Source organism: Paenibacillus alkalitolerans (assembly GCF_016482785.1).
Taxonomy (GTDB): domain Bacteria; phylum Bacillota; class Bacilli; order Paenibacillales; family YIM-B00363; genus Paenibacillus_AE; species Paenibacillus_AE alkalitolerans.
In genome coordinates this window covers 418,135-439,354 of record NZ_JAEMXM010000001.1, presented here as the reverse complement: position 1 = coordinate 439,354, position 21,220 = coordinate 418,135, and the positions used below count along the sequence as shown (strand labels likewise).

21 protein-coding genes are annotated in these 21,220 nt (G+C 53.5%); 20 read left to right on the top strand and 1 reads right to left on the bottom strand.

Going from position 1 to position 21,220, the window contains the following annotated elements; all coding sequences use genetic code 11:
• Window positions 1–90 precede the first annotated feature (90 nt).
• Window positions 91–909, top strand: coding sequence for a helix-turn-helix domain-containing protein (locus tag JET16_RS01975; RefSeq protein ID WP_199613915.1), 819 nt, complete (start codon window positions 91–93; stop codon window positions 907–909).
• Window positions 910–1,178: 269 nt separating this feature from the next.
• Here JET16_RS01975 and JET16_RS01970 read toward each other — a convergent pair whose 3' ends face one another.
• Window positions 1,179–1,592: a prepilin peptidase gene (locus JET16_RS01970; RefSeq protein ID WP_233530994.1), complete on the bottom strand. Its 414-nt coding sequence runs from the start codon at window positions 1,590–1,592 to the stop codon at window positions 1,179–1,181.
• A gap of 221 nt (window positions 1,593–1,813) precedes the next feature.
• On the opposite strand from JET16_RS01970, the gene JET16_RS01965 reads away from it, so the two are divergent.
• The 19 genes from JET16_RS01965 to JET16_RS01875 all read left to right on the top strand — a co-directional run bounded on the left by JET16_RS01965 (window position 1,814) and on the right by JET16_RS01875 (window position 21,191).
• Window positions 1,814–3,181, top strand: a complete 1,368-nt coding sequence (locus JET16_RS01965) for an AAA family ATPase (protein ID WP_199613913.1) — start codon at window positions 1,814–1,816, stop codon at window positions 3,179–3,181.
• A gap of 3 nt (window positions 3,182–3,184) precedes the next feature.
• Window positions 3,185–4,069, top strand: a complete 885-nt coding sequence (locus JET16_RS01960) for a CpaB family protein (protein WP_199613912.1) — start codon at window positions 3,185–3,187, stop codon at window positions 4,067–4,069.
• Window positions 4,042–4,869: a P-loop NTPase family protein gene (locus tag JET16_RS01955; protein ID WP_199613911.1), complete on the top strand. Its 828-nt coding sequence runs from the start codon at window positions 4,042–4,044 to the stop codon at window positions 4,867–4,869. Before JET16_RS01960 ends, JET16_RS01955 begins: the two co-directional genes overlap by 28 nt.
• Before the next feature lie 15 nt (window positions 4,870–4,884).
• On the top strand, window positions 4,885–6,339 hold the full coding sequence (locus JET16_RS01950; protein ID WP_199613910.1) for an ATPase, T2SS/T4P/T4SS family: 1,455 nt from the start codon (window positions 4,885–4,887) through the stop codon (window positions 6,337–6,339).
• On the top strand, window positions 6,326–7,318 hold the full coding sequence (locus tag JET16_RS01945; RefSeq protein WP_199613909.1) for a hypothetical protein: 993 nt from the start codon (window positions 6,326–6,328) through the stop codon (window positions 7,316–7,318). Before JET16_RS01950 ends, JET16_RS01945 begins: the two co-directional genes overlap by 14 nt.
• On the top strand, window positions 7,315–8,199 hold the full coding sequence (locus tag JET16_RS01940; RefSeq protein WP_199613908.1) for a hypothetical protein: 885 nt from the start codon (window positions 7,315–7,317) through the stop codon (window positions 8,197–8,199). Before JET16_RS01945 ends, JET16_RS01940 begins: the two co-directional genes overlap by 4 nt.
• 25 nt (window positions 8,200–8,224) lie before the next feature.
• A complete protein-coding gene (locus JET16_RS01935) occupies window positions 8,225–8,422 on the top strand; it encodes a hypothetical protein (protein ID WP_199613907.1) in 198 nt (65 codons plus the stop codon).
• Between the two features lie 20 nt (window positions 8,423–8,442).
• Entirely contained in the window at window positions 8,443–8,922 is a 480-nt protein-coding gene (locus tag JET16_RS01930; RefSeq protein ID WP_199613906.1) for a hypothetical protein, read from the top strand.
• A 13-nt stretch (window positions 8,923–8,935) separates the two neighbouring features.
• Complete coding sequence (locus JET16_RS01925; protein ID WP_199613905.1) at window positions 8,936–9,433, top strand: hypothetical protein; 498 nt, start codon at window positions 8,936–8,938, stop codon at window positions 9,431–9,433.
• Window positions 9,434–9,445: 12 nt separating this feature from the next.
• Complete coding sequence (locus tag JET16_RS01920; RefSeq protein WP_199613904.1) at window positions 9,446–9,676, top strand: EsaB/YukD family protein; 231 nt, start codon at window positions 9,446–9,448, stop codon at window positions 9,674–9,676.
• A gap of 12 nt (window positions 9,677–9,688) precedes the next feature.
• On the top strand, window positions 9,689–10,519 hold the full coding sequence (locus tag JET16_RS01915) for a DUF5050 domain-containing protein (RefSeq protein WP_199613903.1): 831 nt from the start codon (window positions 9,689–9,691) through the stop codon (window positions 10,517–10,519).
• Window positions 10,519–14,448, top strand: coding sequence for a type VII secretion protein EssC (gene essC / locus JET16_RS01910; protein WP_199613902.1), 3,930 nt, complete (start codon window positions 10,519–10,521; stop codon window positions 14,446–14,448). The genes JET16_RS01915 and essC overlap by 1 nt, the downstream gene beginning before the upstream one ends.
• Before the next feature lie 32 nt (window positions 14,449–14,480).
• Complete coding sequence (locus tag JET16_RS01905) at window positions 14,481–14,795, top strand: WXG100 family type VII secretion target (RefSeq protein WP_199613901.1); 315 nt, start codon at window positions 14,481–14,483, stop codon at window positions 14,793–14,795.
• A 37-nt stretch (window positions 14,796–14,832) separates the two neighbouring features.
• Window positions 14,833–15,126, top strand: a complete 294-nt coding sequence (locus JET16_RS01900; RefSeq protein WP_199613900.1) for a WXG100 family type VII secretion target — start codon at window positions 14,833–14,835, stop codon at window positions 15,124–15,126.
• 131 nt (window positions 15,127–15,257) lie between these two features.
• The gene (locus tag JET16_RS01895; RefSeq protein WP_199613899.1) at window positions 15,258–16,274 is read left to right on the top strand and encodes a hypothetical protein; all 1,017 of its coding nucleotides are present in this window, start codon (window positions 15,258–15,260) and stop codon (window positions 16,272–16,274) included.
• 14 nt (window positions 16,275–16,288) lie between these two features.
• A complete protein-coding gene (locus tag JET16_RS01890; RefSeq protein ID WP_199613898.1) occupies window positions 16,289–16,933 on the top strand; it encodes a hypothetical protein in 645 nt (214 codons plus the stop codon).
• 21 nt (window positions 16,934–16,954) lie between these two features.
• A complete protein-coding gene (locus JET16_RS01885; RefSeq protein WP_199613897.1) occupies window positions 16,955–17,701 on the top strand; it encodes a hypothetical protein in 747 nt (248 codons plus the stop codon).
• Between the two features lie 17 nt (window positions 17,702–17,718).
• Window positions 17,719–18,519, top strand: a complete 801-nt coding sequence (locus JET16_RS01880) for a copper amine oxidase N-terminal domain-containing protein (protein WP_199613896.1) — start codon at window positions 17,719–17,721, stop codon at window positions 18,517–18,519.
• An 8-nt stretch (window positions 18,520–18,527) separates the two neighbouring features.
• On the top strand, window positions 18,528–21,191 hold the full coding sequence (locus tag JET16_RS01875) for an Athe_2463 domain-containing protein (protein WP_199613895.1): 2,664 nt from the start codon (window positions 18,528–18,530) through the stop codon (window positions 21,189–21,191).
• Window positions 21,192–21,220 lie beyond the last annotated feature (29 nt).

Genomic DNA, 21,220 nt, shown 5'->3' with positions numbered 1-21,220 from the left:
TAGTACATGAAAGGGTCGATATCTACTCATTAATTGTTTATTTGATATATTCTTTGCATTTTTTGTCATACCTGAGGGAGTGGCTGTAAGATGCTATATATTAATAAGGTGCGCCGTACGGGACATTATACGATGGATGTGGATCATTTCCACGATTCATATGAGATTTATTATTTGCTGGAAGGGGAGCGTTACTATTTTATCGAGGGTGTTACTTATAAAATACGTAAAGGCGACCTCGTTCTGATCGGAAAATATGACGTTCATAAAACCGTCGATACCGGAATACCGAATCATGAGCGGATCTTGATCAGCTTCAGAGAAAGTGATTTAAGCAACTACCAAAATCACATTCCTTTGCTATTATCTTGCTTCCGGCAGGATACCAAAGTGGCACGGCTTGATCCCTCGGCACAAAGGGAGATTGAAGAATACTTGTATCGAATGCTGGAAGAAAAAACAAACAGCGGCATCGGGCACCAAATCGTGCTTCAGACGCTGCTTGTCCAGCTGCTGATAGCGGCTGTCCGCCATTGCGAAGGCTCGGCCGAACAAGCGGAAACGGCGGAAAGCGCCGCCAGCCGGAAGGTGGAGGAGATTGTGCGCTATATAAACTCCAACTACGCCCAACCGATTCGGCAAAGCGAGCTGGCGAAGAAATTTTATGTAAGCTCCTCTTATTTAAGCAGAACCTTCAAGCGCGCAACCGGTTTCTCATATTCCGAATATGTACAAATCGTGCGGGTGAAGGAGGCTCAGCGTTTGCTCAGGGAGAGCAATAAGATGATTATTGAAATAGCCGAAATGTCCGGATTCGACAGTGTCCCTCATTTCAATCGCGTGTTCAAGCGGATTATCAGGACGACCCCGACCCACTACCGGAAAAGCTTTATGCAGCGAAAGCCATAACTGGGGAAAAGAGGCATCTTTGGACAAGAAATTAAGTCCTAGGCTGCCTCTTTTTCATTAATGCAGCAGGTAATAACACTTAACATAATCTTTACATCATCAAACTATCGGCACAAGAATGTCTTATGATTGCTGTTTTTCCAGTTAAAGAACTGATGAAATACAAGCCGTTCGGAACTAAGCACGCGGTATTTGAAGCCGGGTTTACTACTTTAGAGGTATCCTATTTAGGTTTTGAATATGTTACGATTTCCGTAGAAATATGGAAATCATTGTATGACGGCGTAGATTAATAGCGCTGCGATTGCCAGAAACGGAGCGAAGGGCACCGACTTTGGGGCGCGGCCGAAATACAGCTTCTGTGAACCGGCATACAGCAATGCGGCGGTGCAAGCCAGCAGAAGCACATATACGTTCGGAAGCCACCCGAGTCCGGCACCGACAGCAGACAGCAGCTTAATGTCTCCCGCCCCGATGCCCTTCATCCAGGATCGCATAATCAGAAGAGGCAATGAAGGCAGCAGAATGCCGGACACTGCCGCTTCCGGCGTATGATGCAGCAAATTGTTTGCCGCACCTAATGCGAGGATGACGACTATCAGGCCATTCGGAATGATTCGCATCTTGATGTCATAATAGCTGCACAGCACAAGCAGGATGCAGATGGCAGCCGTCAGGACCATGTTCAACACAATATCGCCTCAATGTGCAGGATCATTTCTCTATTAACCAAGTCTACAAGTCTGTTTTTATTCCAATCTTTCCTTTATACCAAGCTGCCTTCAAGCGGACAGGCCGCAGAACGGCGCTATTTTCTCACATCATGAAGGATCCGTCAACCGAGAAGTTGCTGCCGCTCCGGGTTAGCGAATGTAAAATTCATAACCAATTACAGGTGATTGCAGTGAAAGTGCTGTTGGTATGCGGATATGCCCATCTTACAATGTCACGTCATAACGGCGGACAAATCGAAATCGTCAACTCCGACCCGCTGGTACTGCGGGACCTGCCGCAATATTTGCAAGAAGTCAATCCGATTGTTGAGGGGGTTTTGATTACGGACGAAGCGCTGTCCCTGCTTACGGAAGAGGACAGCGACAAAGTGCAATTTCTCATCGGGTGGATGGCCGAACGGGAACGAACGGGCATTCCTGTTGTTCTGCTGACCCGGGAAGACTCGCTGCAAACCGAACTCGAGCGCATTGGAGCAACGCATGCCGTCCGCCTGACGGTTATCCTGTGCGACTATGTGCGCATTCCTGTTTTCTTGTATCGGCAGGCGTTGGACGAGCTGATGCGGATCCGGGGGACGTCGGACGAGCGCCGCAACCGCACCTTCAAGCGGGAAGGGCCGGCCGAAGACAAACCGGGCAGGCGAAGGCCGTTCCTCGAACGGTTCCTCCCGAAGCCCAGAGGCGAGCCGAAACCGGGAGCAACGGACCGAACGGATAAGGAATTCGGCAACTTGAGCCGCGGGATCAGCAGGGTTGTCGCGATTACGGGGCACCGGGGCAGCGGATTGACCAGCACGGTCGTAAACCTGGCGAGCGAAGCGTGCAAGCGCGGACTGCAAGTGATGATTATCGATATGGATATTGCGTATAGAAGCACCAATATGTATTTCAACCGGTTTCACGATTTCACGAAGAAGGATGAGGACATGAATGCATCGCTCATCCGGACGCTGGCGAGGCCGCAAGACTATATGACCACGGCCTTCCCGCTCCAGGAGAACCTGTGGTTGGCCGCGCTCGGTTATTCGTTCGACGACCGAAAGCTGGCCGGGCAGTTCTATAACAGCGCAAAGCTGGTAGGCCTATTATCCGTGCTGCGGAACCGGTTCAACATCATCCTTATGGACATGCCGCTCGATCTGTTCGGAACGTTCCGGGACGCCATGATTCATATCGATACGTTCGGGTTATGCGTGCCGAACAATTTGCATGCCGTTCTTAGCACGGTACGGAACGTAGAAGTTGTCTTAAACCGGGAAGACTCGCGACTGCTCAATGCCAAGTCGAAACTGGTCGTTACCAAATACAACGACAGATCCAGGCTTCAAGGGGAACCGTTCACACCGGACAAGGTTGGAGAAGTGTTGGCGTCAGGTCTTAGCGATCGCTTCGACTATGAGATGACGGCGGGATTCGTCCCTTATATGTCTGATTTTGACACCCAGATCGAGACGGATATCCCCGCAGTGCAAACCGGGCGAGTCTACGAACGGGCCTACGGGGACATTCTGCTGCGGTTGATGGAGGGAGCCAGGTAACCGATGGATTTAAGCACCGTGAAGAGCATCTCGCCTAACCGAAACACTTGGAAGAAGATTTTGTCAGTGGTGTTCAGTCTCGTCGTGATCGCAGTGTCGTTCAATGTGATTACGAATGCGAATAAAGACGCCAAGGACACTATCGATGTGCTGCGTGTGAAACAAGACGGAGGCATCCCGGCCTTCACCGTTCTGACGGAGAAACAGATTGAGAAATATTCCATTATCAAGAAAGAATATACGAACGATATGCTTCTGGCCGGCGATCTGCCGGAGGTGCTGGGAAAGTTCACGAAATATTACATAAGGAACAACAGCGTGCTTTACAAGGATCAACTGACAAGCGAGAAGCCGTTGAAGAACGAATGGCTGTACGAACTGGAAGAGACGCATGAGGTGCTTACTCTTCCTTATAACTTCCTCGAAGCAGGCGGAGATATCCTAATGCCTGGCGACCGTGTCCGCATCCGGGTATCCTACGAAACCGACGCCCCTGCGGCAAGCGGCAATCCCAACGACATCTACAGCGTATCCCGGGGCAAGGTGACCAAGACGGAAGTGCTGTTCGACAGCATCGTCGTGAAAGATATGCTCAACGCCAACAGCCATTCCATCTATGAAGTGTACAAAGAGGTGCTTAAGCTGGACGAAGACAAGCGGCAGCGAGTCATGAAGAGCGAAGATTTCCTAAAGAGCATCCAACCGCGGGCGCTTCTGCTTGAAGGCACCAAGCAACAGATCGACAACTACGCCAAATATAAGGGCCTGGAAGGAAGATCGCTGCTGATCACCATTCTGAGCCGAAGCCAAAGCAACGTCATAATGGACCAGCTGCCTACGCTGCAAAATGAGGTGGAGTCATGGATCGACAAGCAGAGCGCACCATAGCCGGCATCCTCCAAAAAATATCTCCTAAAGATTTGGTAGGCGCCGCGCTCCAGGAAAGCGGCCTTATCTACAGCGTAGTAGGATTCGTGCCGGCCAGCGACTATACCGACAATGCGCTGCTCATCAGCAACCTGGGGTATCTGTTGGCGCAGAAAGGCTTAAATACTTGCATCGTGGATTTGAAAGTGTTTTATCCGAACATCTATCAGCATCTCGCAGTTCATCCGAACAAGCGGGGGCATGGCCTGATTAAGGTGCTCAAGAGCGACAAAACGGAATTCAGGGAGGAAATATTGCGCACGAAGTACGATAGGCTGTACCTGCTCTCGCCGAGTCCGCATGACTTGATCGAGGAGTACTTCGATTTCGAATTCGAGCATCTGGAGAGAGTGATCGAAAGGCTCAAGGGCATGTTCGATCTCGTACTGCTTGATATTCCGAACATTCCGCCGCTTGAGTTTTGTCTCGGGGCGATGAAATATTGCCATATCGGATTTTTCACCGCCGCCGAACGGATCGAAACGTCCGGCAATATTCTCAAGCTTCTGGATTACGCCTCATCGGTCGGTATCAGCACGGCGAAATTTACGAGCGTTGTCTTTATGAACCTGCAGGACATCCAATACGATTACAAAGTGCTGAAGGAGCTCGGCTTCAACATCGTTGCGGCTGTGCCGCTCGTCAAAGAAGCCGCTGCGTATGCGCTTGACGGAAAGCTTTACGTGCGGGACAACCCGTTCGTCAATAAGTACTTTTTGAGAGAAATCCGCAGGTTGGCCGACATTCTCGCATCCCACTAGAGAGGAGAGAGGCGTTTGCTTACTCGAGCGAAAATCAGCGACATGCAGCAAAAAGTATCTCAAAACCAGGTACAGAATACGGAAGACATGGAGGAGCTAAGAAAAAAATATACGACGATCACGTTCGAAGAAGTGCTGGAGCTGTGCCAGAAATATATTACCAAGATCGCGACGCACGCGTTCCGGCGAGAGAGCGATCCTGCCCGCAAACGCGAGATGGCGCAGTCTTACATTCATGAGTTCGTCGACTCGCAGCGGCCGAACGTCGAAGGGTATTACGATCTGCTGTCTCTGAAGCGGGCGTTGATCGACGAGATCACTCACTACGGTCCGATTACGAAAGCGATGGAAGACCCCTCCATCGACGAAATCCGGGCGAACGGTCCGGAGCAAATTTTCGTCGAGAGCGGCGGCAAGACGCTGAGGTGGGATCAGCAATTCAGCGACCGCGAGCATATGGAGCGGATTATCTCGAAGCTGATCGGCGTATCCAAAGTGCGGCTTACACCGAAGGTTCCGATGGTCAACGCGCGGACGATCGAGGGTTACCGCGTCAACGCTACCCATGCCGAGATCTCGCCGTACGGCATGCCGGCTTTCGTCATCCGGAAGTTCAGCAAGAAGTCGATTACCCCGGAGACGATGATCCGCAACGAGTCGTTCTCGGTCAACATGTTCAAGCTTCTGTCGCTCATTCCGAAGGCGGACTTGTCTTGGATAACGGTAGGGCCGACGGGAAGCGGCAAGACAACGCTGAACGAAGTACTCGTCAAGGAAATCAATCCGTTGTCAAGGATCATCACGATCGAAAACCCGTCGGAGATGAGGCTTCTGCGGCGGCAGGGAGACAGCGATCACGGCAAAATCATCAACGACGTTCTGCAATACGAGTCGGTTCCGGAAGAAGACGACTCCAGCCCCGCGACGATGGAGAATCTGCTGATCAACGCGATGCGGCAGTCACCGCATTGGATCGGACCCGGCGAGCTTCGCACGCCGGGCGAGTTCGCGACGGCGCTGCGCGCGGCGCAGACCGGCCACTATTTCTTCTCGACACTTCACGCGGAAGGGGACAAAGAGGCTATCTACCGGTTTCTGACAGCTTACCTGATGGCATCGAACGAGCCTGCGGAGCTGGCGCTCCGCAATATTTGTACGGCGGTGAAGTTCATTATTTATCAGGAAAAGTTGGCGGACGGCACCCGGAAGGTTACGTCGGTTTCGGAGATATTGGGTTCTGAGGGGCTGGAGCCGATCGTGAACCCGATTTACAAGTTCATCTCCGAAGATGTGATCGAAGAGGAGGGTACGCACAGGGTGATCAAAATCGTCGGCAAACACAAGCGGGTCGGCATGCTGTCCGAGAAGGTGCAGCAGGCGATGCTGAAGGCGGGCATCAAACGGAGCCGGTTCGAGTTCCTGACGAGGATGCCGGAAGAAGACGAGGTGGAAACGTATGATATTCCATAACACAGCCTTCATCATGAGTCTGTTTGCCGGACTTGCCGCATTCGTTGTCTTCAATTCCGTGTTTGAAGTGAGGTTTTTCCAAGGGACGGGGCGGTTCTTCCTTAATATGCTGGACACTTTCGCCGAGCATCTGGGCCGTTACAACGCGAAGCGTTACGTGGAACGGATCAAGAGGGAGCGGATCGTAAAGCGAAAGGAGAACATCTACGCCAAGTACAATCGGCTCGTTGATGAACTGATTCTGGACTTCAACCTGCCGCTTACGCTGGAAAGCTTCACCTCTTTGCTCTGCATATGTTTTGCCGTGACCGCGCTGCTTGTCGTGTTCTTTATGAAAGATGTGACGTTAAGCGTTGTGATTACAATATCGATCTTCATCGGGCTTCTGACCTATTTCGTCATGCAATCAAAGGCGATCAAGGCCGAGAAGCTTGAAGACATTATGGACGCGGAGGACATGATTTGCCCGCTGGCGCGCGACGGCGTACTGCTCGCCATCAAGAAAGTGATGGCAAGCGAAGAGTACATACGGCCTGGGATCAGGCCTTACTTTCAGCAATTCATCGACAACTGCGAGAATAACGGCTATTCCTTCAAGCAAGCCATCACGCTGCTAAACAGGCAGCTTGGCCCCAAGTTCGACAGTTTCACCAAGAAGGCGACCGTGTTTGAATACAACGAGCGCAAGGGGATGGCCGATATCTTCCTCGATATCGTCGACGAGAACGCCGTATTAAGGGAGATCAACGCCAGGAAGGACCGTATATTCCGCAAAATGAACCGGGATTTCCTGATGAAGACCGCCATTATTATTCTGTTCTTCTTCTATGCGCTGTCCGTCCCGGATTTTCGGCAGTTCATGCTGCATACGGACGCCGGCAAAATGATCAATACGTTCCTGGTCAGCGCCGTATGCCTCAGCTTCGCCCGCTGTCAGGCGCTGCAAGGGAATCTGGGACCCGGAGGCGACGGCTCATGATTTTCATAGCCAAGCTGAGCGCGCTCTTGTCCGTTGCTTACCTTGTTAAGGTATTTCTGTACCCTATGTTCAAACCCGTTAACCGCAGGCAGAAACGGCGCGCCCGAAGCTTTATTAGGGAAAGAAAAGATGCCGCGTTCCGGCAAAAGCTGCAGAGGATGAAAAAGACGATCGCGCAAAATTATGTAGGCAGGTTGCTGGGAAGCGCCGAAAGACTGCGGTTCCAAAGAATGGCCGACCGGCTGGATTTGGCGGTCTCGCCGGAGGAAATCCGGGCGGAGCAGCTGATGTACGCTTCCGCGGCGATTGTGTTCACGGCGGTTGCCATGAGCGCCAACCGGCTGCTCGGCTGCGTTGCCGCCGTTCTCATTATCCTTGGCTGGCTGTACCCGGTCACCGAGCTGGAGAAGAAGATCGAGAAGAAAAACAAGAACATTGCACTCGATTTTCCAGCTTTCTTCAGCATGGTGTACTACCAATATTCGAAGTCGGTCAATATTTACCTGGCGGACATCATCCGGGACTATTTGCCGAATGCGAACCCGGACATGGCGGAAGAGCTCGGAGTCATGCTGGACAACATTGAATATGGAGAAGAGTACGCGCTGAAGCAGTTCAAGAAGCGGGTGCCGCTGCGTTATGTGATCAAATTTTGCGACATTCTCGAAACGAGACTGAAAGGATATGACAACATTTCCCAGATGGTCTATCTGAAGAACGAGGTGGACGAGTTCCGCGTCATCGCGCTGGAAGAAGAGTTACTGAAGCGCGAACGCAGCAACGCGAGGCTGCAGTTTGTGCTCATTGCAGTTCTTGCCGTGTACATCGCGGTTTACTATTTATTTACGGTTCTTGCTTCTTTAGAGATGTTTCAATCATAAAGCCGGATAAGCGGAGGGAAGCGACTTGAAAAAGGAAAACAGCAGCAAAGCGTCATTTTGGAAGGATAATTCCGGAGATTTCGGCATCAGGCAAATTGCGGCGACGGTCGCGGTCATCGTCATCATCGGTTTCATCGTCACTGCGATCCAAACCAACATAGGCTCATGGGTCAACGAAGTGTGGAGGCTGTTCATTGACCAGATTGAGAATACCCTTACCTAAGCGGACGGGAGGCGGCGAATATGCGCGGCATAGCGAAGGCGTTGCTCGTCGCAATATTGGCATCGATCGGCATCATGCTGTTCACGAACCTGATTTTCTTCTTTCCGTGGTACTTGACGCTGGTGGTAGAGACATTCAACCTGTCTCAAGCGGCGGCAAGCGACAATTATATTAAGCAATCCTACTACGACGACGCGCTCCAGCGGATGAAAGAGCGGCCCGTCTTCCGGGAAAAACCGGAGGATATCCGGATTACGGCGGTCAATGAGAGCAGCTATAGCGCGATCGGCAGCGATAACGAATCGTCGTATGCGGCGTTGACGGAGTTGGAGAAGCCGTACCGGCAGCGCGGCAGTCCGGTGACGGTAACGATGAGCGCGGTATACCCGCTCAGCATAACGTTATGGGGCCGGAAGTACGAGCGGGAAGTCCCGGTGACGTTCTCTCTGACAACGATCGGACTCAAGCATTACAAAGACTTGAATTATTATTTTAATTGACGGGATGAGACTGGTGCGAACGATTGCGTTTGGATTGTTGGCGGTCATTTTTTTATCCGTATTGGTGGAACCGATGGTTGAAGTCGCCAATGTCGCCCGGGAGAAGCTTGTTCTTGGCACCGCTCTGTCCAATGCGCTGCGGGCGGCCAAGGACAGGAGTCTCGAGTTCGAGAGCCAGCGAAATCTTGACGCTCGAATTGACCGGGATCGGTTCGCCGATTATTTCTCTGAAGCGTTGGGCAGCGCACTGAAGGTATCGCTCAACGACAGGACCGGCGATACACTGACATTTACGTCGGATACCGGCAAGCTGAACGACCTGATCGTGACGCTGGATTTCAGGGAGAATACGGATTCCGATACTGAGAGGACCGTAACCGAAATCAAGGTGAAGGCGGAATCGGCATACAAGTTCAAGACCAAATATTTACGATGGGCTGAAGCTGCAGGGGAAGATGTGGGTTATACAATCGCGAGTGAACGAAATTTAGTGCTTTCGGTCAGGAACTGAAAGGAGCCTGCCATGGACTATGTGATGGTGACGTTTGAGGCGGACAACAATTTGAACGTGGATCTGAAAATACCTTTGTTCGTTACTCCCGGAGAATTAATCAGTATGTTGTCGGAGGCGCTCGGCGTTTCGTTTACACCGGAGAACCGGCTGCAGGCGGAACCGCTCGGCCGCATATTGGCTCATGACCGGACACTGGCGGATGAGGGCGTGGCGCACGGCGCGCTGCTCACGCTCATATGAGGAGGACGGACCATGGACGGCAATTCGGCGAACGGCGGACTTATACTTAAGACGCAGGGAAAGTTGTTTATAAGTGACGCGCGAGGCGATGTCGGTACGTTCATGCTTGATGCGTCAACGGGATCCGCTTACAGGGCGAGTGGTTCGTTTTGGTTTATGAACGCGCACGGAGTAGACATCTACTGCAGCGACCGGCAGCGCGGCGGCGCCCTGGTCAAGCTCGATGCCGGCACGCTGACCGCTGAAACGATACTCGATGCGCCGTGTTACGGAATTGCTTACAGCGGAGGTTGGCTGATCTATATCGATGAGCGTGACGGAATGCTGTACCGGTGCCGGACGGACGGATCGGGCAACGTCCGGCTTGCCGACGAGCGGGCCGTCTGTTTCGCCGCAGCGGGCGGCAATGTGTTCTTTGCGACGGACAAAGGGATTTGGACGTGCGGCAGCGGCGGCGGAAAAGCGGTGCGAATCGCCGAATGTGCGGCGGCTCATATGATTTTGTTCGGAGATAAACTGGCCTATGCGGATCGGGAGAGGAATTATGCGCTGACGATTCTTGACCCGGCCTGCGGAGATATTGTCCGGTTGGACGAGTTGGCGCCGGCCGGACTGAATACGGACGGCCGCTACCTGTACTGCGCGAACCGGAGAAACGGCCGGACCGTCTATCGGGTGGACCCGGAGCAAGGGCGCAATATCCGAATTTGCGGGGAACGCGCCGACTACCTGCATGTGATTGGCGACGAGTTATACTTCTACGGACGGAATGATTGGTACACGATGTCTTTGCACGGCGGACAGCCGTTGAAAGTCGTGACGCAGCGGCGAGGAGGGGTATAATGAACGACCCGTATCAATTCAGCCGGCAGCCCAGATTTATACCGGAAATGCCGTCCGGAGAAGTGGCCGTACCGGATCCGCCCTTTGTCCATGAGAAGCCGGAAATATCGTGGTTTACCTTGCTTGCCCCGCCTGCGGTGATGCTGGTCATCACGTTTCTGATGGCGCTTGCCGCGCAATCGTTGTTCCTGATGATTTCCATCACCACGACGGTGGTTACGCTCCTCACCTCGCTCGCCGGGGCAACGGCGCAAATCCGCAAATTTCGGCGTCAAAAGAAGGAACGCGAGAGCAAGTACCTTCAGTTTATTGCCGATCGGCGCAGCGAACTGTCTTTGGCCAGGGAAAAGCAAATCAAGGCTATGAACGATATGAATCCGGAGCCGGCGGTATGCCTTAGGCGCATTGCGCAGCTCGACAACAAGCTCTGGGAACGCACATCGTCTTACCCGGATTTCCTGTCTCTACGGGTCGGTCTGGGAAGCGTGCCTTTGGCCGTAAAAATCAAACACAATCCGCAGGCGGTCATCATCGAGAGCGACCCGCTGCAGATGGAGCCGCAGCGGATGGCGCTCGAATTCGAACGCGTTCAGGACGTTCCTGTCGCCCTAAATCTCCCGGCCACCGAGATTTGCGGCGTCGCCGGAGAGAAGGACAAGACGGTTGCGCTCATCCGGCTGCTGCTGCTTCAGCTCGTCACCCACCACGGATATGACGATGTGCGGGTGGTCGTGCTGGCCGCCGACGGGAACGCGGACGCTTGGAGCTGGCTGAAATTTTTACCGCATGTGTGGGATGACGATTTTGAAACCCGGTACCTGCTGTGCGGCCGAACTATGGCCCATCCCGTACTGGGAGAGCTGTACGAGGTGCTGAAAGACCGGGAATCGAGAGCGGTCGGCGGCGGCGCGCTCCCGCATTATGTCTTCATCGTGGAAGATGCATCGCTGCTTGACAACGAGCCTGTGAACAAATACCTGTATTATCCGAGCGGCACGCTTGGCGTATCCGCCGTCTTCACGGCAAGCAATCAGGCTTATTTGCCGATGAACTGCCGGACAGTCATTACGCTGCAGGGAAAAACCGGCGAACTGGCCGACAGGGAATCCGGGCAGAAGTCGATTTTCATCCCCGATCAGCTGGATTTCACGGGAGTCGAACAAGCGATGCGAAGGCTGGCGCCTCTGCGAATCCGCCAGACCGGCGCCAGTTTTGCGCTGCCGGACTCCATCACACTTCTGGAGATGCTCGGAGCGGTCACGGCGGAAGATGTGGACCTGCACACCAGATGGAGCCGGAACCGGACGTTCAGAGGAATCAGCGTGCCGATCGGGGCCAAGGCCGGCGGTGCCCTGTTCAACCTGGACCTGCATGAGACGGGACACGGCCCCCACGGTTTGGTGGCCGGGACGACGGGATCGGGAAAGAGCGAGCTGCTTCAGACCCTTATCATATCGATCGCCGTCCATTATCACCCGCACGATGTGGTGTTCGTCCTCATCGACTACAAGGGCGGGGGCATGGCGGATGTTTTCAAAGGTATGCCTCATCTTGTAGGGACGATCACAAACCTTGGCGGCAACCAAACGACGCGGGCGCTGCTCTCGATCAAGAGCGAGCTTCAGCGCAGGCAGCGGATCTTCTCGGAATACGGGGTCAACAACATCGACAAATACCAGAAGCTCTACTATAGCAGAGAAGATAAGAACGGCATGCCGGCCGTTCCGCATCTTGTGATGATCGCGGACGAGTTCGCGGAGCTGAAGCAGGATCAACCCGATTTCATGAAAGAGCTGATCAGCGCGGCGAGGGTCGGGCGAAGCCTCGGCGTCCATCTGATCTTGGCGACGCAGAAGCCTGCCGGGGTAGTGGACGACCAGATCTGGAGCAATTCCAAATTTAAGATTTGCCTGAAGGTGCAGGATGAATCGGACAGCAGGGACGTCATCAAGCGGCCGGACGCCGCCAGGATCAAGGAACCCGGACGCGCCTACATTCAGGTGGGCAATGACGAGATTTTCGAATTGTTCCAATCGGCGTATTCCGGCGCGGATTACGATCCGGAGCAAGAAATGCAGCGCAGTGAGAACCGGACCAAACGGATTTACGAAATCCGGATGAACGGCAAGTCCGAGCAGATCTACCCGCTTGAAGAAGAGAAGATTGCGAAGCACGAGCTGCCCAGCCAGCTGAAGGTGATGGCGGAGCATATTGCGTCATCCTGCGCGATGGCGGGTATCGTACCGCTCTCAGGACCGTGGCTGCCGCCGCTTCCCGACACGGTTCGCTTGGATGAACTGTTCGGACCGGGCGAGGGCTTTAATGAAGAGAACGGCGTATGGCCGGTCCGAACGGCCATATGCGGCGTGCCTGTCGGATTGCTTGACGATCCGCGCGGGCAGCGGCAGGAGCCTCTGTTCCTTGATTTCGCCAAGGAAGGCAATCTGTTCGTCTACGGGGCGCCGGGAACCGGCAAGACCGTGCTGCTCAAGACGCTTTGCTTGTCGTTGGCTCATGTCTATTCCCCCTCGGAAGTGAACGTCTATGTCATGGATTTCGGCGGCTCTTCGTTTAAGCCGTTCGAGCGGCTGCCTCATTGCGGCGGAGTCATGACGCTGGAGCAGGAGACGAGGATCAACCAATTCGTGCTGTTTGTGTTTCGGGTTATGGAGGAACGAAAGAAGCTGTTCGAGGACGCGGGCAGCGACAGCTTTACGGATTACCGGAGCAGAGCGGGAGAGCTGCCGGCGATCGTCGTCATCGTTGACAATTATTTCGCCCTGTCGGAAACGTACGAGAACATCGACGATAAGATGGTCGTTCTGGCCCGGGAAGGGTTTAAATATGGTATTTATATGGTGGCGACGGCTAGCAACGCTTCGCTCGTCCGCTACAAATTTTCGGTCAACTTCAAGATGGCGGTCAGCCTGCAGCTTACGGAGAAGAACGAATACGACACTATTGTCGGCCGGACGGAAGGGCTGGCGCCCGCGGCAACCCCAGGGCGCGCGCTGGCGAGAGGCACGCCGCCTCTGGAATTCCAGACGGCGCTGCCGGAATTCCGTGACCGGACGACAGAGCAGCTGATCGACCGGTTCGACAGGCTGGCGCAGGTCGGTCGTACGGAACGGGCGCGGGAAGTTCCGGTGATGCCGGCCAAAATCGACATCGCCGCGATTAACGACGGCACAGCGCAGCTGGCGATCGGGCTCGGCGAAGGCGACTTGCAGCCCGTATACATAGATGTCGCAGCAACACCGGTGCTGATGGTGGCCGGCGATGCCATGTCGGGCAAGAGCACGCTCCTAGTTTCTTGGATGCTCGCCTTGAGCGAGAAATACGGACCCGACGGGATCGACATCTATGCGATCGATTCGTCCGGCATGGGCATCGAACCGATGTTCCGCCTGCCGAACGTAACGGATCTGTCGCAAGTCAAAGATATGACGGCACTGATCGAAGGCGTCAAGTCGGAGCTGCTGACGCGCCGCGCCCAACTGCAGGCGGCAAGGCGAACGGGCGGCGATGCCGTTCAACTGGTACGCTCCTGGAAGCAGATCGTATTCGTCATCGACCGGCTTAGCGAATTCACGAACGGTGATCTGTATTCGCTCAAGGAGCTGCTTGAGAGAATCGTTAAGCAGGAGCGGGGGATGAAGGTCGCCGTCATTGCGGCGGATAATACATCAGAGCTCGCCGGCAATTGGGACGGGCTGGGCAAGGCGATCCGCGAAGAGCAAACGGGCGTGCTGCTCGGTAGCCTGAAAGAGCAGAACCTGTTCAACGCAAGGCTGCCGTATGGCGTCCAGGAGAAGGAAATGGGACCGGGTGAAGGATATTTCATCTTTAAGAACAAATTCCAGTCCTTAAAGACTGCGGTTCATGCCGCCGCCATTCCGGATAAGGAAGTTGTTTCATTAGGGATCTAATTCATCTTGCGGTAAGAAAGGAGGAGTAAATCATGCCTACACCGGCAGAGATTCGAAGCAAAGCTACGGCCGTAAGCACCGCCGCAGGCGATATCCGCCGCGAAGCGGGCAAGTATTTGAAGGAAATGAACGGCTCATCCGACTGGTGGAAGGGCGATGCGGGCAATGCGACCCGGCAGTCCTATGCCGAGATCGATGCCGATATCAGCAAGCTCTCATCCAAGCTGGACAGCCTGTCAACCCAGCTTAGCGGACTCGCGGGAGAAGTGCAGGCCGCCGACGACGAAAGGCGGCGCAAGGCGGAGGAAGAACGGAGGCGCCAGGCCAATAAGCAGCGGGTGCCTTAACGTCATTCCATGCGCAGCTTGAAAGGAGGTGAAACTTATGGTAAATCAAGCGTTCAGTCCCGATCAGGCTAGAGGCGTCGCAAACTCGATCAAGAACAAAGGCCACAATGCAAAAGACCTCGTGAATCAGCTTCACCGCGAAATTAAGGCCGTCGAAGGCTGGTGGCAAGGCGATTCCGCGAAGGCGTTCGTAGACGAGTTCGAGCTGCTCAAGCCCAACTTTGACAAGATGGTCGAATGCGTAGACAACATCAGCATTCAGTTGAACAAAATTGCCGATATCAAGGAACAGCATGAAAGAGACATTGCCAATCAGCTTCGACGCAGATAATGCAATCATCGGCGCGGCATAGCGCGCTTCGCGCATTGCCGCGCTTTCCCACATCTTGACCCAAAAAAAAATCGGAGCCTGACGACAGGTCCGTTCGAAAATAGATTCATGCAGGGAAAGGAAGTGAACCCATGACAGTCATCAAAGTCGACCCGAACAAAGTGCTGGGACTGGCCGAAGGGATGCAGAAGTTGAATACTCCGCTGGAGAAGGCCGTTTCGGGAGTTTACAAGGATGTCAGCAGTCTCGTCCGGAGTACGGAGAGCAGCTATCACGAATCCCATGTACGAGCCAAGGCGGCTTCCGTCGAGAAGCTGCTGTCCGAGATCGTCTCGCTTGGCGTGGCGATCGGCGAGAAGCTTGGCGGCAAGGCAACCGCATTGATCGATGCCGGCGAGGAATATTTGTTGGCGGAGCAGCGGTCGCAGATGGCTAGAGATTACGGAAAATCGATCATCAGAGATTGGTACAAGCGGGCGTGGGATCTTTATCAAGATGTCGGGATCGGCTTATATTCCTGGTATAAGGGCTATAAGTTCAAAGTGAACGGAAATTACGTTCACGTCTACGGAGCGAGGAGCGCGACCGGATTCTGGGATAAAAGATACGCGGCTTGGCGCACAAGAGAAGGGCTTACCGGCACAAGGTACAGGCTGGATAATTCCAAGGTTGCCAAATACCTGGATATGAAGACCGGCGTAGTGAGCAAATTGAGCAGCAACTATAACATTATGAACTCCAAGGCATGGAAAAACTCGCTGAAAGGCGGGGGTATCCTGGGAGCTGCGGCCACGATGGGAGTCAGCGTCTACGATTACGGCTGGGGCAAGCATAAGGATAACGGACTTGCCAGCACCGAATTTGCGTCGGATCTCATCGTAGAAACGGGAGTCATGGTAGGAACGACGGCCGCAAGCACCGCGATCGGGATGGGCGCCGCGGCTGCGGCCGGAGCAGCGTTCGGATCGGTGGTCCCGGGACTCGGAACGGCTGTCGGATTCGTTGCCGGCGTCGGGATCGGCCTCGCTTTAAACACGAAAGCGGGTAAAGCGGCTACGGATTGGGCGAAAGACAAAGTGAACAAAGGCATTGAAGCGGTCGGCAAAGCGGCGAGCAGTGTCATCGGCGGAATCAAGTCGCTATTTTAGAGGGAGGTGCCTTCATGACGAAAAGCGGGCCCGCGGCAACCAATTACAATGCGATCTATTTCTTTGCATTGTTCGCACCTGCCTTATTCGCCTTGCTTATGGCCGTCATTCCGGACTGGTCGCCGGGCATCGGCACGGTTGTATTCACAGTCGTTCTGTTGAACGTGCTGCTTGTCCTTGTCTTGAAGCTGACAAGAGCGATCGAACGGTCTCCGAAACGCAGAGTTCTCTTCTTCATCTCGGAAATGAATCTGCTCGTTGCGTGTCTTCTGGGCATCGTATGGCGATCGTGGGGCGCCGGACCGGTGCTTGCCGTCGGTCTCCTTCTTTTAAACGTAATTGTCGCTTACATCGGTTACCGGTACAGGCGAACCATTTTTCAAGAAGTGCTCTACCCCAGAACGCGAGCCGGAAAAATCATCTTTGCGGCAGGGCTGATCGGCGGCGGTGTCGCGGGCTCGATCGGTTACGGGCTTAGTCAGCTCTTCTCCGATCATTTTCCAGATATGCTCCCGTTTTTTATAACCCTGGTATTCGTACCCGTATCGATTTATATCCTGCTGGTCGTTTATTCCGGTTGGATCAAGGCGGAAGACCCGAATTGGGAGCCGGACACGCGGCCCGTTCGGAGGAGGAACGGCCGTACTATTAAAAAATAATTGGATGGGAGTGTTTACCGGATGTCTATCACTTTGCAAATGCTAGGTATGGAAGATTTGCAGGATCCGATGAAGATCGAAGCCTATTCGGAACAATTGCTGGAAACGGCGGAGGACGGTTCTTCGCGGCTCAAGCCGGATGCGTCCAAAGAGTTGTCTTTTTTGTTCCAAAACAAGTGGATCGGGTTCCCCAGCTATGCGCAGTCATATGCAAGGGACTGGCTCAACACCGAAACGATCGTCAATCAACTTAGTGAAGATCTCGATAAGGTCAAGACACTGGAGGAAGCGACGGAGGCGGCAATGACGCATCTGCGTCGCTGGGGGCGGCAGGCGGCGGCCGATATTGTAGGCGCGTTCTGCTTTCTCGAAGCGCAGGCGGCGGCCGCCGGCGGCAACGACGGGATCATCGCGCGCATTCGTACGGCGGAACGGTCGTATGCGGGATATCTTGCGCAGCATGAGCAAGAACTTGAGGGGGATCCGTCAAGCGGCTTACAGCCCGGACAGTCCTTGTACATAGCACAGCCTCTTTTCTCCATGGCGCCAGGTTACATGGAGTGGCTGTTCGGCGTTGTCGACGTCGCGCTGTTGAACCGGAGACCGCTGATTCAGGACGCCTTGATCGCCGAAAGCTTCGAGCAGGTTCTGCTGAAGGTTATGCTGGCATCGAACGGCGTCATTGAAGAAGCGGCGCTGCTCGGCGCATATGTAGCCTATCTCTTGGACCTCAAGCAGCATTATTCGCTGTCAAATACGAGCATGTGACTGGAAGGGGGATAATCATGAAGAAAACAGCAGCTTTCCTTGCCGCGCTCTTTATTGTCCTTTCGTCGCTGCCCGCATTGTCTCTTGCTGCGAACTTGCCGCTGCGGATCGTCGTTAACGGCGATCGTATCGATGTGAGGGACGCCGCGCCGTTCATCGACAATAACGGAAGGGCGCAGGTGCCGCTTCGCTTCGTGAGCGAAGCGCTCGGCGCCAAAGTGGGCTGGAACAACAAGTCGAAAACCGTCACCATTGAGATTGTGTCCAAAACCTTATCGCTTGTCACCGGCAAAACCTCGTACACCTTGAACGGGGAAATCCGTAAGATGGACACGGCCGCCTTACTAAAGAATAAGAGGACATACGTACCCATCCGCTTCGTCAGCGAAGCGCTTGGAGCGACCGTCAATTGGGATAAGAAAATCAACACGGTTTATATCGACACGTCGGGGATCAAAGACGAGCAAGGCGACAAGGAAGATATTTACGGCTTTACCGTCTATCATAATACCGGTTCCGAGCTGAATATCGAGAAAGGTCACGATCCGGATGACAAGGAATCCGCGCTTCTGATGCTGCTCATTGAACTCGATAAGATCGGCGCCGATTATGAAATGCAAGTTAAAGAAGTGGACGCCATCCTTCGTTCACAGATTGATAGCGATACGGTCGATGATGCGATGAAATATGTCCGGACCAAAACACCTGACACGATCGATAAACGGCTGGAATTGAAAATATACGAAGACGATAACTATAAGATCTATGTCATTTCGGCGCCGTATGAGGGGATAGACGTATCGATCTATAAGAAGTAGGTGAACTCATGAGGAAATACGCCGCTCTTACAATCGCCTTCCTGCTCCTATACGGTCTTTTTCCTGCTTCCTTCGTCCAATCGGCCGTCACTGCCGGCGATGAGGATGCGAATGCCATACGTGAACAAAGCAATAAGGATATGGAGGAGCTCTACCATAGATTGAACTACTTTCCCAAGAGCACCGCAAAAGGTTCGTTCAAAGTGATGCTGCGGACGGAAGGTGGCACGAAACACGGGGACATCGTTTACGGTTCTCCCCACGGTACGGAGTTGACCCATAAAGGAGTCCGTTTATTCAGATACTCCGGCTATAGCAGAATTGGCGAGTCTTTTCCCAATATGGAGTTTCCATGGGACGCCGGTTGGAGCGGGATTAAGATTCAGGATTTCGACTTGATCCGGTCGCCCTGGGGAAACGCCGACGTTAAGGAAAGTTATAAAATCAGCAAAGGTGCATTCGACCTCTACGAAGACGAGAATGGCGGTACGCTCGAGAACGCGATCATTACCGGTTTAAATTATGCTTTCGGCAGCGGCCAAACGTATAGCAATTTCATGTACGGGAATAAAAATTCGGAATTTAAGGACCGCACCGTATATACTCGCAATGCCAAGCCAAGAAATGGCGGCGACTGGATTGATTACGTCCATATCCTTCAGCCGCCGACGATGCGGTCTTGGGGACTTGGGACCGTTTATATCAGGAGTGTTTACGGCGGGATAACTTATCTGAACATTCCGATTGCGCCATTTGTTCTCGTTGCCGATCTGGATGCGTCGTTCGAATTGCTGCCTTCAGGGGCGATAGCAGGAAAGCACGTGCGAGTCGGGGTCAGGGTGAAGTCTTCGTTCAAGAAAGACGTAAAACCCAGCTTCCGCTGGAGGATTGAAACGAGCGACGGGACACCGCTGACGGCGTCTTTCGATGGTACTTCAAATAAGAAGTCCGGCGAGTTGACGATCGGCGCGAACGGCGAAGCGGTGCTATATGCGAGCTTCATCATGCCTGACAGTGACGTTCGGATTAGATTTGATGTGAACGAGGACCGCAGTTTGCAAGAGGAATACATGGGCAACAACAGCTTGGATTCGCAGCCGAAGGCTATCAAGCTGATTACGCCGATCAAGCTCGATTACGATGTGCTTTCCAGAAAAGTGAATTTTCCGCTGATGAACGGCAATCCGATCACCGCCCAGCTCAATCTGCCGCAAGGCCGGTGGTCCGGCAATGCGACAGGCGCACTAGACGTGACCAACGATACGCCGGGCCTGCTCCGGGATGACAAAGTCACAGGCAATCCGCCGGTGAATGAAGACAGCGAAACGATCGAGAGGAACCCGATTTTCCATGCAACCGTTAAACGAAAGGATTTTGGAGATGATCCGATCGGCCGCCAGTGGAGCAACTTGGCTGACCCCGGCAATTCGATTCTTAAAAGCGGTTCGGTTTCCTATTCAGGTGAGGTAAGCAGAACATACGAGTATGATTATAACGCCTCCTGCGACGCGAATGGAAACTGCGAGAAGCGAACAAAATCCGAAACCGTCACAGCGCCGTTCGACTCCGGTACGGACTTCAGATGGTTCGAGACATTCGTTTATAACGGACGCGAAAATTTGCCTGAGATGAAATATAAAGAGGAAATCGAGCAGAACGACTTGGCATCGAAGACCAAGAAGTTATTCTGGCAAAATGAACCGTACCCGTTCTATGTCATCCGTTGGATGCACCATCTGGATGAGAACGGAAACAAGTACGGATGGACACCGGTGGACGGACAGTATCGTCGGACGTTTACGGAGCAGGCTTCCGGTGTGGTCGGATGGAAAGCAGAGCGGGCCATGGCCCGCGATTACGAGCAATCCCGGACCGCGGCGAGCGATAATTCGAACCGAAAGCCGTTGTATGACAGGGCCGTATTCGCCACCGACCGCGAGCTGCAGAAGTATGATTATCCGATCAAGTCCGGGTATTATTTCAATCCGGCGGGAACGTACACGTTCACTGTTGAGACGGTCACGTTCAAGCCGACTCCGGCGGACACTCAGGATCACAAGGATCTTGTCGACGCAGTGATCGATTCGTTCCGGTACGAAACGGATTTGATGTATATCAACAGCAAGAAGGCTGCCGTCAACATCCGTAACGAACCGCTCTCGCCAAGCGGGGGAGGCTTCGAGCGCAAAACAGGCATCCTGACAGCCGAAAACAATAAAGGCGTTGACGGGCAGGTGCTGCTCATCGTGCTCGACCGAACCGACGACGAGTCCCGTTACAGCAAGAAAGTGGAGGAGTTGGAGCATTCAGAGGCAAAGGGCAGCGACTCCCATCCCTCCTGGAAGAAGGCGATGGAGGGCTACGGCGACTCGCGCACGCAGGAAAGCGAGAGCAATTATCGCTATGTTGAATATGTTAAAAGCGGGCAGCATATGTACAAAATCACGGAAACGACGAGGGTAAGTATTGTCATCAACAAAGATAACCTCAATGTTTATACTCATGCCAACATGCCAAACGGAACTTACTACGTAAGAGCATGGATAGCGGACGTCGCATTGGATCGGGAGCAGCATGCTTACCGTACTCTCGGCACGCTGAAAGGGGTACGGACATTGGACGAGATCAATGTCACCGTTCATGGCTCCATGTACGACGATTTGAACAATTAAATATGTCTGGTGACAAAAATATGCGCTCA